This window comes from Pyxidicoccus sp. M6 (genome assembly GCF_055568925.1).
Map to the genome: position 1 here is coordinate 6,704,284 of NZ_CM145714.1, position 15,081 is coordinate 6,719,364.

Here is a 15,081-nt window from a genome sequence, read left to right on the forward strand (position 1 = left end):
CGTGAACCTCAAGAGCAAGCTGGCTCGGTTGAATGGCGTGGGGCCCGGAGGCAAGGCTCCGGCGAAGCCCGCGACGGCCGTTGTTTCTGAGGGGCAGGGGACGGCGACTGCTGCGCCGGTGGAGCCGCGCGCGGAGGCGGGGCCGGTTCCTTCCACGGCAACGGTCGTTCCACCCGCGGCGGGCATCACCACCGGCTCCGAGCCTCAACGTTCGCAAGACCCGCGCATCGCCTCGTTGCAGCGCATGCTCGTGGACTGGTCGAAGCGCCAGGAGACCTCCTCCGCTCGCCGGGCCCAGGCTCCGGCACCGCGACATGGGCCCCTGCCCGTGGAGGCGCGGTCGACGGCGTTCGGCACCGTGCATGTCTCCGAGCGTGTCCTTTCTCCCGAGCACCGTCATGGCAGTGCGCCGTTGGCGGGAGCACTCGACGTGGAGGGCGAGCTGGTCGCGAGCCTCGCGCTTCAGGCGGAGCTCGCGGGCGTGGACTTCCAGCGGATGCTCTTCCTCGACACGGAGACCACAGGCCTCGCGGGCGGCACGGGCACGGTGCCGTTCCTCGTGGGCCTTGCCTGGTTCGAGGGGCGCTCGCTTCGCGTTCACCAGCTCTTCCTACGCCGGCTGGGCGAGGAGTCGCCGATGCTTCGCGTGCTCGCGGAGCGCATGGCCCAGTCGTCATGCATCGTGACGTTCAACGGAAAGAGCTTCGACTGGCCGCTGCTGCGCACGCGCTTCGTGCTCAATCGCGTGCCGACTCCCACCGAGCTCCCGCACCTGGACCTGCTGCACTGTGCCCGCCGCGTCTTCAAGCACCGGGGCTCGGGCGCGCGGCTTGTCCAGATGGAGGAGACCGTCCTCGGTCATCGTCGCGTGGGTGACGTGGATGGCGCGCTCATTCCCGAGCTGTACTTCCGCTTCCTCCGTGGAGGAGATGGCTCGGCGCTGACGCCAGTGTTGGAGCACAACGTCAACGACCTGCTGCTCCTGGCCGCGCTGCTGGGCGAGCTGGTGCGGCGATTCCGCGCGGGTAGTGCCGGTGCCTCGGTGCCTCCCAGCGAGGACCCGCGAGACTTGCTGGGCTTCGCGGGCGTGGCACTGCGCGCTCGGGACTATGAGCGGGCCCAGGCCTTCGCCCGTGCCGCGGCGGCGGGGGACAACGGCACGGTGGGCGTGGAGGCGCTGGCCCTCGCTTCGCGCCTGTCTCGCAAGGCGGGGGACTCCGCGACGGCTGCGGAGCACCTGCACCGCGCGCTCCGGTCCGCACGAGGTTTCCAGGCCGCCACGCTCCACCTGGAGCTGACCAAGCTCTACGAGCACGCCCTCAAGGACCTGCCGAAAGCGCTCCAGCACGCGCGGCTCGCGGCGGCCGCGGAGCTCCCGGAAGACCACCGACGCCGCGTTGCTCGGCTCGAAGGACGCATTGCTCGAATGGCCCGGGCATATCCGCTGGACCTCACTGCACCGCCCGAGCGTTCCAGAGTGTGAGCTGAGGCGGAACACCTACCGGAGCGCCGCATCCACCTCCGGCGTGGCACGCTCCCGGAGGCTGGCGTCCAGCCGCTCCTCCTCGGCGGGCGTGAGCGCTCGGTATGCCGTGGGGAACGCCAACTCCAGGTCCACGCGCACGTCGAGCACCACCTCGTCGAGCACCGACGCTCGCGACTCCCGGCCGCACTTGGACACCGCGCTCGCGATACGCGCGGGGTTGACCAGCCGCGCCGCCCACGCGCACAGCTCCTCCAGCGAAAGTCGCTGCCCCGCATCCCAGGCGGCGCTCTCGTCGAAGCGAGCCTCGTCGAACTCCTCGATCTTCCGCTTCCAGGCCAGGCGCTCGCCCGGCGCCGCGCGCGCGTCCGCCTTGATGACGATGCCCTCGGCCACGTTGTCGGCGAGCGGCGGAAGGCCGAGCAGGGCGGGAATCCGCGTCGTGGCTCGGGTGGGCACGGTGCCCATCTCGGAGCGTGGCCCTCGCCGCACCACCGGCGGCGTCAGGAGCCTCGTCTCGCGAGCCAGCGCCTCCACCTCGTGATGGGCCAGCAGCGTCCCTTCGTCCTCCTCCGAGCGGGCCACGAGCACGTCGAACACCGCCCACCGCAGGTCCGGCGCATACCAGATGCCGGTCTGCACGGCCGTCATCCCGGGCACCGCGGGAACATCCGGGTGAGGGTACCGGCCTCCGAAGAGCTCGCCGTACAGGTACACGTCGCGCCCCTCGGCGCCCACGGCGCGGGCCAACCTCGCGGCACCGTCCGTCAGCTCCGCGCGGAGGAGCTGCCAACCGAAGAATGCCTCATCGTCGGCCAGCCAGGCCTTCCGCTTGCCGAACCGGACCGCCCCCGCGCGCACGCCGATGACCAGCTGCGCGCCGTGGAGCTTCTCCAGCGCGACCCAGGTGCCTCCCGGGCCGGCACGGTCCTTCACGTCGCGGGACGCGGGCATCTTCAGGAAGGGACGGAAGCGCATGACAGCCTCGGAGCCGGAGCACTCGGCACCGGGAGGGCGCCGCGCGTGCCATCCGGACGTGCGCCTTCAATCCAGGCTGACTCCCTCCACCCGGACCCGAGCCGCTGTCCGGCATTCCTCCTTCACCGGAATCGGACAGATGGTGGGGCAGGGACGCTCGCTCCATTGTCAGACAGGCACATCATTGAGGCATGCGCCGTCGCCGTGCGCTATGAGGGCCCCATGAAAATTACCAAGGACAGCGTCGTCTCCCTCGATTTCCGCCTCCACCTCGGTGACGGAAAGACGGTGGATGAGAGCGAGCCCGGCGAGCCGCTCGTCTACCTGCAAGGGTCCGAGGAGCTCGTCATCGGACTGGAGAAGGCGCTGGAGGGCAAGACGAAGGGTGACACCCTTCAGGTCGTCGTCACCCCCGACGAGGGCTACGGCGACTACGACCCGGACGGCCTCGAGGAGGTCCCCCGCAGCGAGTTCCCCGAAGGCCTGGAGCTCGTCGTCGGCGGCGTCCTCAGCGCCACCGACCCGGACGGTGACGAGGTCGACTTCTTCATCAAGGAAGTGAAGGGCGACACCGTGGTGGTGGACTTCAACCACCCGCTCGCCGGCAAGACGCTCCACTTCGACGTCACCGTGCGCGAAGTGCGCCCCGCCACGCCCGAGGAGCTCGAGCACGGCCACGCCCACGGCCCGCATGGCCATGGCCACGACCATGACGACGAGGAGCACGACCACGACGAAGAGGGCGACGGCAAGAAGCACGACCACTGATGCCGGTGGCCGTGCCTCCGTTCACAGGCGTGTGACGGTGACGCCCTTCCGGGCGATGTAGAACCAGCTCTCGAAGACTCCGCCCGGAAGGTGTGGCATCGCCACGCCGAGCAACCTCTCCGTCGAGGCCGAGTACACGCGGTCCTTGTAGTCGTAGATGGTCCCCAGGTGGATGCGGATGAGCACTCGGCATCCGAAGGGGATGGCCTGCTGCACCAGCGTGGCGTCATTGGTCATCGCCCAGGTCAGCACGGTGGAGCTGTCCGCGTAGGCGTTGCCGTGCAGCGTGAGGATGCTCATGGGCTGCAGCGGCTTCGACGGGTCCGAGTTGGGCTCCAGCCACACCTCGACGAGGCGCGGCATCCGCTCGATGAAGCGGTCCGCCAGCTCCGACTTCAGGTGGACCTGGATCTTCTCCAGGTTCGCGATGGCCCCCGTCCCGTCGTGCGGCCAGTTGATTTCGTCGATCCACGCGAAGTCCTCGAGGCCGCCCGCGGGGCCCTGCGGACCTTGAGGACCGGTGGGGCCCATCGGGCCAACAGGTCCTGCGGGGCCGATGGGGCCCGTGGCTCCCGTGTCGCCCTTGAGCCCTTGCGAACCGGCGGGCCCTTGCGGGCCCGTGGGCCCTGCCGGACCGGTTGAGCCCGTGTCGCCCTTGATGCCCTGGGGACCTTGAGCACCAGCGGCGCCGGTGGCTCCGGTGTCTCCCTTGATGCCTTGTGGACCCTGGAGACCGGCGGGGCCGGTGGCGCCCGGCGGGCCTTGAGGGCCCTGCAACCCGGTTGCGCCCGTGTCTCCCTTGAGTCCTTGAGGACCGATGGGCCCCGAGTCTCCCGGGTCTCCCTTCGGGCCCTGCGGACCCGCCGGCCCCGTCTCACCTTGCGGCCCCGGAATCAGCTCCACGTCGAGCGGCGCGCCGTCGAAGTGCCAGCGTCCCTCGTCGTCCTGCACGAACTCGCCGCTGTGCTTGTGGTTGCCCACCGCGACGAACAGGGACGGGTCCTGCTCCACCGTGAAGCCGTCACCCTTGAGCAATCGCGCCACCACCAGCGCGTCCGGTCCTGGCTCCGTCGCGCTCTCCGGCTCCAGCGTGGCCGTGGTGGTGAGCAGGTACAGCGTGGGCATGCCGCCCATACGCAGGTTGGCCTGGTCGCTCTCCTGGGCTTTCAGCACCACGCGCCATGGGCCATCGCCCGTGGGCAGGGGAAACGTCTTCGCTGTCTCCACCGACAGCCGCAGGCCTCCGGGTGAGAAGGCGACGCCGGGCGAGAGGGTGACCGTGGCCGCGACGTCCGCCTTGAAGCCCCACGCGACGCGGCCCAGGCCCACGGTGCGTCGCAGGTCCAGCACGCTCTCCCGGAGGCGGTTCTGCATGTGCTCGAGGTGGTCCGCGGTGACGCGGAGTCCCTCCAGGAATCGACTGCGCGCGTCTTCGGCCATGAACGAGCTCCTGATGCGAGTCGGTTACTTCGAAACCACGGAGACCAGGTCCCTCACGGTGACGGTGCCGGAGGCGAGACTGGTGACGCGTACGCTCGCCGTCTTGCCGGTGACATCGAGCGAGAACGTGCTTCCCTCGGGCGGCCACAGCACGGCCACGCCACGAGCCGTCGGAGTGATTCGCACCTCCGGAGTGCCCGCCACCGGAGCCACCGCCCCCGTGAGCACGGGCAGCAGCCGCACCGGCGGCGCAACTGTCGAGTTCTTCCGAGCATGTCCAATCACATGGATGCGCCCGCCCAGCGAGCCGGACAGCGTGAGCGCCGCGGGCAGCGGCTCCCATGGGCCCGTGGGCGCGCCACGGCGAAGGGGAGGGGGAGTCTCGCCCGTCGCGTACCGGCCCAGGCTCCACTCCACGGTGCCACGGCCCACCAGCACCGCCGCCCACGGAAGGTCTCCGCGCAGCGTCACGGGCTTGGGGAACTCGAACAACGTCCACGTGTCCGAGGTGTCTCCCGCGGCCGGCGCCTCCAGCACCACTGGCGTGCTGGCCGAGGCACCCTCCAGCGCCGCGCCCGCGGTGCCCTCGGCGGAGGCATCCGGCTGGTGCGCGAGCAGCAACACCCGCACCTCCGCACCGCCGGCCCTCGCGCGCAGCGGAAGACGGACACCTGACAGCTCCATGAGACCCGAGGCCTCCGTGAGCCGCACGCACGCGGCCCGCTCCGCGTCCAGCACCAGGTCCGCTTCGGGAGCAACCGCGGGGCCCACGGGAGGAAGCCCGCGCTCGGCGGGCAGCGTCGCGGCCACCGTGAGCCGCACCTCCTCCACCTTCTTCGCGCCAGAGGACAATGTGAGCGGCACGTCCTGCACGCCCTCGGTGGCGAAGACGAGGTCCTGCCGCCCCTCGGGCTCCAGCGGCGTGCGCACCAGGTAGCTCACCTTGCGCGTCCCCGCCAACAGCGCCAGTTGCCCGGGCTGCCGCGCCAGCAGCTCCACGTGGAAGGTGCGCTCCTCCGGGTGGTCCGGGTCACCCGTGAGCTTCGCGAACGCGTCCCGCAGCGACACCGTGCGCTGCGTGGCGTTGCCCACGCGCTTGAAGTCCTCCGGTCCATCGCCCGGCTGCACAGGCCCGGGCCACGTCCACGCGGGCGCGCCTCCGTCGATGCGCAACTCCAAATCACCCGGCAGCGAGGGCAGCTCCACCGCGAGCCGTGAGCCCGCGACGGCGTCCGTGAGGCCCGCGGGCTTGCTCGCGGTCAGCTCGATCAGCAGGCGCTCCGTGCGGACCTCGGAGGTGAAGCGGGCCACCGAGGTGCTCGGGTCATCCTCGATGTCACTGTACGGCGGCGGGTAGATGTGCGCGTTGGCGAACGCGCTGCCCGTCCAGGCACGCACCCCGATGATGGCCAGGAATCCCCCCGGCAGCGAGCCGCTGACGATGTAGCTCTCTCCGACGAGCGCCACCGCGCTCACGGTGCGCGGCGTCCCGAAGTCCACCACCACGGTGAGGTCACCCTCCGGGCCCTCCTGCCGGCGCACCTGTCCCACCGAGCCCAGGGCGCTCCAGCTCGCGCGGTCGGCCTGCACCACCACGTCCAATTCGCGCACCAGCGCGTTGCCCGGGAGCTTCACCTCCAGGGCCGCCGTCACCGAGCCGTTGGCCACGCGCTGCTGTGCAATCCGCACCTCGCGGGTCGCGATGGGCTCCGCGATGGCGTAGGACGCGAGCTGCGCCTCCACGACGACGCCGGAGGCCCCCACGACGGCCTCCAGCACGCCCCCCGTCTTGCCGGATGAAGCGGCCATGGCTCAGCTGTATGCCTTCGCGCCCTGGAGCACGCGGTACGCCGCGTCGAGCGACGTGGTGGGGTCCTGGTCGTTCAGCACGATGTCCGCCTGCTGGAGGATGCTGTACATCTGCGCGCGCTCGGCGTCGTTGAGGTCCGCCGCCGTGGGCTTGCGCTCCAGGATGCTGCGCGCCTGCTCGACGTACGGTGCCACCTGGTCCACGGTGCGGTGCTGGAAGCCGACGTGCGCCTTGTCCACCAGGCCCATCTCGATGTTGGTGGGCGGCACCAGCACCAGGTCCACCACCGTGCCCTTGGCCACGCGCGTGCCGGGCTTCACGCTCTGCTGCACCACGCGCGGGGTGCTGAAGGGGATGACGGGCTTCAGCCGCTCGACATAGGCATCCACCCGGGAGAGGTTGAGCTGCGGGGATGTGATCTCCACGCCGTCGCGGACGATGACCATCTCCGCCGCCTTCGAGCCCACCTCGATGGCCCCCGCGAGGACCGACGTGGACAGCGTCGCACGCGTGGCTGTCGCCGTGGCCTTCGTATCCGTGGTCGCGGCCTGCGGCGCCGTGACAATCGTCGCCGCCAGATCTGCATTGGGCTCCGTGGTGGTGGTTCGCGTCGTCGGGGCCTTCGTGGCCGTGGTGCGCGTCGGCGCTTTCTCCGTCGTTCCTGTCCCGCTGCCCGCTCGCGTCTTCGTCGTCTTTCGGGTCGCCATGGTCGTCTCTCACTTCTGCAGGTTCTGAACCTTGCCGAGCACCAGCCCCAGCGCCTCCAGGGCCTTCTTCGCCTCCACCAGCGTGAGGCCCGCCATCGACGGCACCTCCACGGTGGTTTCAATCTTCGGCGCCACCGCCACGGCGAGCGCCACCGAGCTGCCGCCCACCGGTACCAGCGTGCCCGCCGGCGGCGACTGCACCAGCACCAGCGACAGGTCGTACTCGGGGCCCGGCGTCGCGGGCGGCAGGTCCTTGCCCTGCGTGTCCAACAAACGCGAGACGGTGATGGCCTTCGCGCTGAGCGCGGTGCGCGCTTGCGTCAGCGTCATGCCGAACACGGAAGGCATGGGGATATGGGTGGCGGTCAGCGCCAGGTCCAGCGAGAGTTCTCCCGACGCCGCGGTGATGGTGACGTTGCCGGTGGCCACCGCGTAGCCGGGGGCCTCGGCGCGGATGGAGTAGGCGCCGGGCACGAGCCCCTGGAGATAGTGAATCGTGTCCGGCGACACGGGCCGCACGGCTTCAATCGGTGGCGAGCCGGTGGCGGTAGCGGTGACGCGCACGGAGGCCAGGTCCACGCCGGGCGTGGTGATGCGCACCTTGACGGTGTGGACGGAGGCTTCGAGGTATTTGTGCAGGCCATCGACGCCGTCGACCACGTCGTTCCACGCCTGCGCGGTGAGTGGCTCTCCGGGGTTGACGTGCCGGGCGATGAAGGGGTTGAGCGCCATGTTGATTCCTTTCGTCCGTCAGGATGCGGGCGGCACGGGGGACAGCTCGGTCCCGCCCAGGATGCGAAGTGTCGGGTCTCCCTCGGGCAGGGGCAGCACGCCCGTGCCGAGGATCCAGGTGTCGTCCAGCAGTCGCGTTTCGATGAGCACGCCCGCCGAGCGGAAGCGCTCCAGCGCCTGGGCCACCCGCTCCAGGGCGGTGGCCTCGGGCGTGTCCAGCACCGCGAAGCGCGGAGGGATGGACACGCGCACCACGTAGGCCTGGTGCTCTCGCCACGCAATCTTCAGCTTCGCGGCGTCCGGGTGCATGCCCGGTGGTGGCGCGAAGACCGAGGCGTCCGCGAAGCCGATGACGAAGTAAGGCGTCGCGCGGCGCACGGTGAAGGTCGGCGCAATGCCCTCGCGCAGGGACAGCGTGTTCTCCTGCACGAAGAAGGCGAAGCGCGTGTCGCCCACGCCGATGCCGGGCACTTCCAGCGCCACGGGCGGGTGGGGGAACACGGCCTCGCGGTCCAGGCTGCCGGCGGGCGTGGCCACCGCGAAGGTGAGGGGCCGTGCGCTCTCGGGCAGGCCCGGCCCGTCGAAGACGAAGTCGCGCACGTGCGGCGCGGTGGCGTCCGCGAAGCAGGCTCCCGTCCACGAGTAGCCCCGGTCCGTCACGTCCACACCGTCGAGGCGCAGCGTGCCCTCCTCGGTGAGCACGAGCTGCTTCCCATCCGGCACGGAGCCCGCGAAGCCGAAGCCACAGCCCTCGTCGCGGTTGACGAGGTGCGGGCCCACCGTCTTGTCGTCGAGCCCCTCGATGCGCACCTCCAGCTCCGCCTGCGAGAAGCCCCGGCGCGACACGCTGAAGAGGGCCGCATGCGGGCGCGGCCCCAGGTCGCGCTCCTCGCGGCGCAGCGGGTTCTCCTCGATGCCGATGATTTCATTCTCGAAGGGGAGGGCCGGCACCGGCTCCGGGCTCAGCCGGTCCTTCACGTAGGTGACGTGCCGGTAGCGGTCGACGCTGTGGAAGTAGCCGTCGGTGCGCGTCAGGTCGAGCGTGGTGCTGCCCGTCTCGCGAATCTGCTCGAGCACCTCCGCGTTGCGCGCCGTGTCCACTTCGAGGTCCAGCGCGTTGGCCGCCGCCTCCAGCAGCGAGGCCACGGTGATGTTGCCCTGGCCGTGGATGCGGCAGATTTCACGCACCCGCTCGCGTGCCGCGTCCAGCACGTTGAGGAACGTCACCGTCCTCCGCGCCGCCGCCACCAGCGCCGTGGCCGCCGCGTTCAGGTTGGACGGCTGCGACGGCGGTGCGTACCGGGGCAGCAGCGCTCCGGGCGTCTCCGTGCCCCAGAGACGGAAGAGGGCCTCGGCCTGCGCGTCGCGCTCGGTGGCATTGCCCGCGGTGACGGCGGCCTCCAGCGCCTTCGCCAGCTCACGCACCTTCGCGGCGCGCAGGAACAGGAGGTCCAGTTGCGCGCGGTCGATGCCGTGCAGTCCGCCCAGCAGCAGCAAGTCCCGCAGCGTGTCCGCGTCCGCCAGCCGGTGTGCGCGGCGCACGCCAGCCAGGTCCGAGGACAGCAGATCCAGTCCCCCGGCCAGCGCCGTCACCGACTCGAAGAGCTGCTTGCCGGGCCGGGCGGCCTCCAGGTGCGCGGGGAAGCGCTGGAGAATCTGAAGGGGGCGCGTGCTCACGGCGTGGTCACCTTCACGTTGCGAATCCAGGCCAGCTCCTGGGGCGTCAGCGTGAGCGTGGGGCTGGTGCCATTGAGGCGCACGCCCGCCGTCACGTACTCGCCCGTGTAGCTGAGGCTATTCACGGTGAACGTCTCGGGCGGGGTGATGAGCCCTCGCAGCGCGGCGGCCGACAGCCCCGTCAGCGAGCCCACGCCGTCGCGGAGCTGCGCCATGATTTGGAAGCGCGCGGCATCCAGGTTTGCGGCCGTGTCTCCCAGCGCGCCCGCGCCGATGAGCGTCACGCCCACGGTGACGTCCAGGCCCAGCAGCTCGCCCGCGACGCGGACCTCGATGCTGCCTCCGTCCTTCGTCGCCACGGAGGGACGCCGCGTGCGGCCGGGGAAGACATTGCGGTGGCGCGGTCCCGTCGGGTCGGTCGGCGGGTACAGCTCCAGCGCCACGTCCACCACGCCCGCGATGGCCATCAGCGCGCCGACGACGCGGTTGTAGACGACGGGCTCGCCCACGCCGGCCTCCGCCACGGTGGCGCGCAGCGTCTCCTCGGCCAGTGTCTTCAATGCCGTGCGGTCCTGAGCGGACAGGCGCGCTGAGCTCGGCACCACGATGACGCGCGCCACCACCGGGGCGAACAGGCCCTCGCCGTCGAGGCTGTCGTGCGGGTCTCCCTCCATTTCGGAGACGAGATTCACGCTCGGGGTGATGGCCTGCGGCGGCGGCGAGACGCTGAGGTGGTGCAGCACGCGCACGCCCACGGGGCGGGTGTTCTCGATGAGGTCCACCGCGCGCTCGGCCTGCGCCGCCGTCAGCTCCGCGGCGATGCTCACCGTCACGAGCCCGGGGCGGGTGAGCGGGTCCTCCTCCAGCAGGATGTCCTTCTCGCGCACCCCCGGCAGCGTGGCCAGCGCGCCCTTGAGCGCGCCCACGGTACCCTGGCCCGCTGTCTCCAATGCGCGGCGGGCTCGCGCGCGCAGGGCCTCGTCCGTCTCCGGCTCGCCGTCCAGGCGGGTGCCCAACGGATTCTCCGCGCTCTCGACGCCGAGGATGGGACGGTGGATGACGGTGATGGCTCGCACAGGCGCGACGCCCGTGGCGCCGCTGTCGCGAGCGCGGATGGGCACCTCCACGGACAGGCTGCCTCGGTGAAGGGTGCGGTCCTCGGTGGTCTCGAACTCCGCCAGCGGAGGCTCCGCCGTGGACAGCCGCGTCCCCTCCGAGATGAAGATGTCCGCGGGCGCGGGGCTGGACCGACTGAACACCACGGTGCCCGTCGCGAAGGTGCGGTCTCTCCGCTCCAGCCCCACGAGGCGCACCAGGTTGTCGAGGTCGCGCCCCGTGGCGGTGTCCAGGAAGCCCGCTTGATAGACGCCCTCGAGCTGCCGCGAGACGACGGCGTACTCGCGCGCGAAGCTCTCCGACAGCAGGCGCACCACGCTGCCGGGATTGCGGTCGTTCAGCCGGGGCGCCGCGCCGGAAGGGCCACGGTGGTCGTAGTTGGCGAAGAAGGCGGTGCCCTCGTCCGGCCACACCGCGTCCGCGGCGGGTGTCCCGTCCGGATCCGCGAGCCACACGAGGGTGCCATCCGCGCTCAGCGAGAAGTCCGTGTCGAGCACGAAGCGGTAGAACGTTCCGTCCACCTGGCCGAACACGGACAGGGTGCTGGGGATGACGGGCCCCGGTGGCGAGAGGCTGAACGGCGCGTTCTCCGGCAGGAAGACGAAGCGCTCTCGCGCCACGCCGCCGGTGAGCGACAGGAGCAGGTCCTCGACGAACTGCGCATACGGCTCCGCGGCGTAGCTCATGGCCGGGGCTCCAGGGAGAAGGGCACCACGAGGTTGAGAGGCGTCGGCTCGCCCACCACGCGGACTTGCAGCTCGATGCGCACCGTCTCGCGCGGTGGTTCGTGCTCCGCGCGGACGTCCGCCTTGAGTACCTTTTCGATGCGCGGCTCCTGCGCCAGCGCCTGCAGGACGAAGAGCTTGATGAGGTTGCGCGTGCGCTCCACGTTGGGCTCGCCGAGCAACTCATGGTGGCGCGAGCCGTAGTCCGGGTGTCCCAGCGGGGCCAGCTCACCCTTGCGCGTCTTCAGCCGGTTGGCGATGGCCTGCGTGAAGGCTTCAACGCCCTCCACCACGCCCAGGTCCTTGAGGGCGCCGCGCCGGGCCGTGGACAGGTCCGCGTCCTCGAAGAAGCCCTGGGACCAGGCGTAGTCGAGTTGCAAATCCCGCCCGAGGAAGGGGGCCACATCCTGTTCGGTGCGCTGCTTCATCACGGAGCCCCCGTGTCGGTGATGAACGGCGCGGCCGGCGGGCCGAGGATGGTGAGCACGCCGGGGCCGCTCGGAATCATGTCGCCCACGCGCACCAGTCCCTGGCCGTTGATGACCACGCTGGTGGAGCCGCCGTTCCCGATGGGCAGCACGTACGGCACGCCGGAGATGGAGTTCACCATGTTGCAGAGGCTCCCCGCCGTGGCCAGCGGCATGCCATTGGCCGTCGCGATGACCTGGGTGATGACGGTGATGACGCCCGAGTCCGGAGGCCCGGACGCGCCGGGGGAGAGCACCACGTTGCAGCCGATTGTGACTGGCGGGCCTGGCACGTTCCGCTCCTCATGACGCGCTGAACTGCGTGTTGCCTGCGATGGATACCGACGCGCCCTTCACCTTCGCCTCGCTCTGTCCCTCCAGCGTGGCCGAGCTGCCCTTCACCGTCGCCGACCCCTGGGCCGTCAACTTCAAGTCCCCCTGCGCCTCCAGCTCCATGTCGCCCTGCGCCTGCACGGACACCTTGCCCTTGGCCTGGATGGTGACGTCGCCGTCCTTGTTGATGACCACGGACGTCTCGCCCATCGTCACCGTCAGCGACTCGTCCTGGAGCGTGACGGTGCTTCCTCCGGGCAGCTCCATGTGGAAGCGCTTGACGTTGGAGTCCTCCTCGTCGGGCGGCTGGTAGACGACCTCGTGGAGCGCGGCCTTCGGTGGGTGCGCCTGGTCGTCGTAGACGCAGCCGACGACGATGGGGGCGTTGAGGTCTCCACCCACGAAGTTGACCAGCACGAGGTCGCCTTCATTGGGCAGCGCGGAGAAGCCGATGCGGCCCACGGCCACGGGCACTCGCGGAAGCTCCACGCCGCTGGCGCGCAGCTTCACGTCCACCTGATGGTTGGCGGGGCTGTCGTCGGAGTCGTGCGCGTGGACCTGCGTGACGGTGCCCAGCTCGGGCTGGCGCACGCGGGCCAGCTCGTCGCGGATGATGGCGCGCAGGGTGGCGACGAGGCCGCTCACAGGAGACCTCCCAGCATTCCGCCGCCACCGCCCGCGGACTCCACGGTGAGCGTGGTGGTGAAGCCCTCGCGCGCGTCGAGCACATGCGCCACGGACAGGACGCGCAGCGGGCCCGGGTCTCCGGAGGGCAGGTCCTTCACGGCGATACGTGTGCCCGGGCGAACCTCGGGACGGCCGGTGACGGTGAGCTGTCCCCGGAGCGCCGCGCGGCCAGCGCGGTCCGTGAGTGCCTGGGCGAGCTGGTCCGCGGCGTCCTTCGTGCGGAAGGCGGGCACCACGCGCACGGGGCCGCTGGCGCCGCTCGCGGGCTCGCGCTGGAGCCAGTGCCACTTGTCGGAGCCGGAGTCGCTGGCCGCGCCCGAGGCGACCACCGCCGGAGCCTCGGAACTGGGGCCGGGGCCGAGCTTCCACGCGAGCAGGTCCGCGCCGTAGCGGAGGTCCACCTCGGCGGCGCCGGAGCGGACGGGGACGAAGCGCAGGCCGCCCTCGGCGCTGGCGCCCACGTCCGCGCCGGTGAGCGTGGCCAATTCCAGCAGGTGGGCCCAGAGCGATCGCCGGTCGTCCACGCTGTAGGCCTCGAGTTGGAGCGTGCCCTCGACTTCATCGACGTCCACGTCGGAGGCGAGGTCGCGGATGATGTCGCCCACGGACTGGGACACGTACGTCTGCGAGCGGCGCGCGCGGGACAGCGCCACCGTGGCCGCGAGTCCTTCGAGCAGCGTGCCGTCCGGCCCCGCGAGGATGGAAGTGACTTCGCCGGACCAGACGGCCTCCTCGTCGTCCACGTTGCCGAGGGCAATGGCCAGCGTGTCACCGGGGGCGGCCTCGGCCAGCTTCGACGCGGGCCACAGCGTGAGCTCCACGGCGTCATGCGCGCCCGCGAGTCCGAGGTGAACCTGGAGCCGCACGAGGGCCGCCTCCGCCGCCGTGTAGTCGCGGCCGGAGAGCGTGAGGACGGCGTTGGGGCGCGAGAGGCTCATGGGTCCAGCCCCTCCAGAGAGACGCCTGCGCGCTCGGCCTCTCGTCGCAGCAGCCGCTCCAGTCGCTGCGTGAGCTTTGCCTCTTCCATGCGCTCAGCGAGGACGCTCGGGACAGCGGGGGAGGGCAGCGCGGCATTGGCGAGCAGGGGCGGGGGAGGATGCGACTCCGTCCTCGCGCGAGGCATCGGTGCCGCACCGGAAGACGCCCGCGCCGCGAGGCCAGCGAGGCCCTTCAGTTCATTGCGCGCTTCCTCCGTACGAGTAGCGCCCACGCGATGCGTCTCCGCTCGTGCCGCGAGTCCCGCGAGTCCACCGCGCAGCTCCGCGCCGCGAGTCGGAGGAGCATCTACGGGCGTGGAGGCACCGGACGCGGGTGTTTCCATGTTCGCGGTGCCAGGCCGTGGCTCCGTGGCGGTGACTCGCGACCGGACAGGGCCCCGCGAGTCGAGCCGTTCCAACGCACGTTCCAGCGGACTCGCCAGCGACGCACCGGAGGCAGTGTCCCGCGCCGCATCCTTTCCAAGTACAGCCGGTGCCGGCGTGAGGCTTCGAGACAGCACCTCGGCGACCTCACGGCTGGACTCCTGCGTTAGCGACACCACCGGCGTCTCCAGTGCCGCCGTCACCCCCACGTTCCGGGCCCGCTGTTCGAGCCGCGCACGAACCTCCTCACGCGAGGGAAGCCGAGGGCTTTTGTTGTCCCCGGGCTCGCGCACTCCGGGCTTCGCGATGGCGCGTGTGGACTCCGACCGCGAAGGTGTCTCCGCTCCGGGGCCCGCCATCTCCTGGAGCCGCTGCAGATCCACGCCGCGCTCCGGTACTTCCGCCCGTCTGGAGCCCTCGGTCCGTCGTGCCTCCGTCAGTCCGGACGCACGCGTCCCACCAGTCACGGGCCTACGGTGCTTCACCGCCTCCAGCGCTTCACGCGCGGACGGCTCCGGCATGCTCGCGGTGCCGCCGCGCCGGACTCGTGGCTCCACCGCGCCACCGTCCGTTTCCTCCGTCCCCAGCTTCGTCAGCGCCCGCTCCAACCGCTCTGCCACCGACGCCGGAGCCAGCAGCGAGGCGAGCCGCTCGCGCAACATATCCTCCACGGCTTCCGGCTCCGCGGAGAGCACGGGTCGAATCCGTGCCTCGGGCTCCAGCGTGGACAGCGTCCGTCCCGGCGCCGCCGCCAGGCCGAACAGCTTCCGGAACGTGGGGTGGACGCGGCGGCTCAT

The 15,081-nt window shown here is 71.1% G+C and carries 14 protein-coding genes; 2 read left to right on the forward strand and 12 right to left on the reverse strand.

Annotation, left to right across the window (positions count from 1 at the left end; genetic code table 11):
* Position 1 precedes the first annotated feature (1 nt).
* Positions 2-1,483 carry a ribonuclease H-like domain-containing protein gene (locus ACVTJA_RS26820; RefSeq protein WP_465823766.1) on the forward strand — a complete coding sequence of 494 codons (1,482 nt, stop codon included), beginning with the start codon at positions 2-4 and terminating at the stop codon, positions 1,481-1,483.
* 15 nt (positions 1,484-1,498) lie between these two features.
* Here ACVTJA_RS26820 and ACVTJA_RS26825 read toward each other — a convergent pair whose 3' ends face one another.
* Positions 1,499-2,461 carry an RNA ligase family protein gene (locus ACVTJA_RS26825; protein ID WP_465823767.1) on the reverse strand — a complete coding sequence of 321 codons (963 nt, stop codon included), beginning with the start codon at positions 2,459-2,461 and terminating at the stop codon, positions 1,499-1,501.
* A gap of 222 nt (positions 2,462-2,683) precedes the next feature.
* Here ACVTJA_RS26825 and ACVTJA_RS26830 point away from each other — a divergent pair, with 222 nt between their 5' ends.
* Positions 2,684-3,229: an FKBP-type peptidyl-prolyl cis-trans isomerase gene (locus ACVTJA_RS26830; RefSeq protein WP_465823768.1), complete on the forward strand. Its 546-nt coding sequence runs from the start codon at positions 2,684-2,686 to the stop codon at positions 3,227-3,229.
* Between the two features lie 21 nt (positions 3,230-3,250).
* Here ACVTJA_RS26830 and ACVTJA_RS26835 read toward each other — a convergent pair whose 3' ends face one another.
* Genes ACVTJA_RS26835 through ACVTJA_RS26885 form a run of 11 tightly spaced genes read right to left on the reverse strand, consistent with a single transcriptional unit; the run spans position 3,251 to position 15,081 of the window.
* Complete coding sequence (locus ACVTJA_RS26835; protein ID WP_465823769.1) at positions 3,251-4,669, reverse strand: hypothetical protein; 1,419 nt, start codon at positions 4,667-4,669, stop codon at positions 3,251-3,253.
* Positions 4,670-4,693: 24 nt separating this feature from the next.
* Positions 4,694-6,478 (reverse strand): hypothetical protein, encoded by a 1,785-nt coding sequence (locus ACVTJA_RS26840; RefSeq protein ID WP_465823770.1) that lies wholly within the window; start codon positions 6,476-6,478, stop codon positions 4,694-4,696.
* Positions 6,479-6,481: 3 nt separating this feature from the next.
* Positions 6,482-7,186: a hypothetical protein gene (locus tag ACVTJA_RS26845; protein WP_465823771.1), complete on the reverse strand. Its 705-nt coding sequence runs from the start codon at positions 7,184-7,186 to the stop codon at positions 6,482-6,484.
* A 9-nt stretch (positions 7,187-7,195) separates the two neighbouring features.
* Positions 7,196-7,918: a hypothetical protein gene (locus tag ACVTJA_RS26850; protein WP_465823772.1), complete on the reverse strand. Its 723-nt coding sequence runs from the start codon at positions 7,916-7,918 to the stop codon at positions 7,196-7,198.
* Positions 7,919-7,936: 18 nt separating this feature from the next.
* Positions 7,937-9,595 (reverse strand): hypothetical protein, encoded by a 1,659-nt coding sequence (locus tag ACVTJA_RS26855; RefSeq protein WP_465823773.1) that lies wholly within the window; start codon positions 9,593-9,595, stop codon positions 7,937-7,939.
* A complete protein-coding gene (locus tag ACVTJA_RS26860) occupies positions 9,592-11,397 on the reverse strand; it encodes a baseplate J/gp47 family protein (protein WP_465823774.1) in 1,806 nt (601 codons plus the stop codon). The genes ACVTJA_RS26855 and ACVTJA_RS26860 overlap by 4 nt, the downstream gene beginning before the upstream one ends.
* The gene (locus ACVTJA_RS26865) at positions 11,394-11,864 is read right to left on the reverse strand and encodes a GPW/gp25 family protein (RefSeq protein WP_465823775.1); all 471 of its coding nucleotides are present in this window, start codon (positions 11,862-11,864) and stop codon (positions 11,394-11,396) included. The genes ACVTJA_RS26860 and ACVTJA_RS26865 overlap by 4 nt, the downstream gene beginning before the upstream one ends.
* On the reverse strand, positions 11,864-12,196 hold the full coding sequence (locus tag ACVTJA_RS26870) for a hypothetical protein (RefSeq protein ID WP_465823776.1): 333 nt from the start codon (positions 12,194-12,196) through the stop codon (positions 11,864-11,866). The genes ACVTJA_RS26865 and ACVTJA_RS26870 overlap by 1 nt, the downstream gene beginning before the upstream one ends.
* Before the next feature lie 10 nt (positions 12,197-12,206).
* Entirely contained in the window at positions 12,207-12,881 is a 675-nt protein-coding gene (locus tag ACVTJA_RS26875; protein WP_465823777.1) for a phage baseplate assembly protein V, read from the reverse strand.
* The gene (locus tag ACVTJA_RS26880; RefSeq protein ID WP_465823778.1) at positions 12,878-13,861 is read right to left on the reverse strand and encodes a hypothetical protein; all 984 of its coding nucleotides are present in this window, start codon (positions 13,859-13,861) and stop codon (positions 12,878-12,880) included. Before ACVTJA_RS26880 ends, ACVTJA_RS26875 begins: the two co-directional genes overlap by 4 nt.
* Positions 13,858-15,081: a hypothetical protein gene (locus ACVTJA_RS26885; protein ID WP_465823779.1), complete on the reverse strand. Its 1,224-nt coding sequence runs from the start codon at positions 15,079-15,081 to the stop codon at positions 13,858-13,860. Before ACVTJA_RS26885 ends, ACVTJA_RS26880 begins: the two co-directional genes overlap by 4 nt.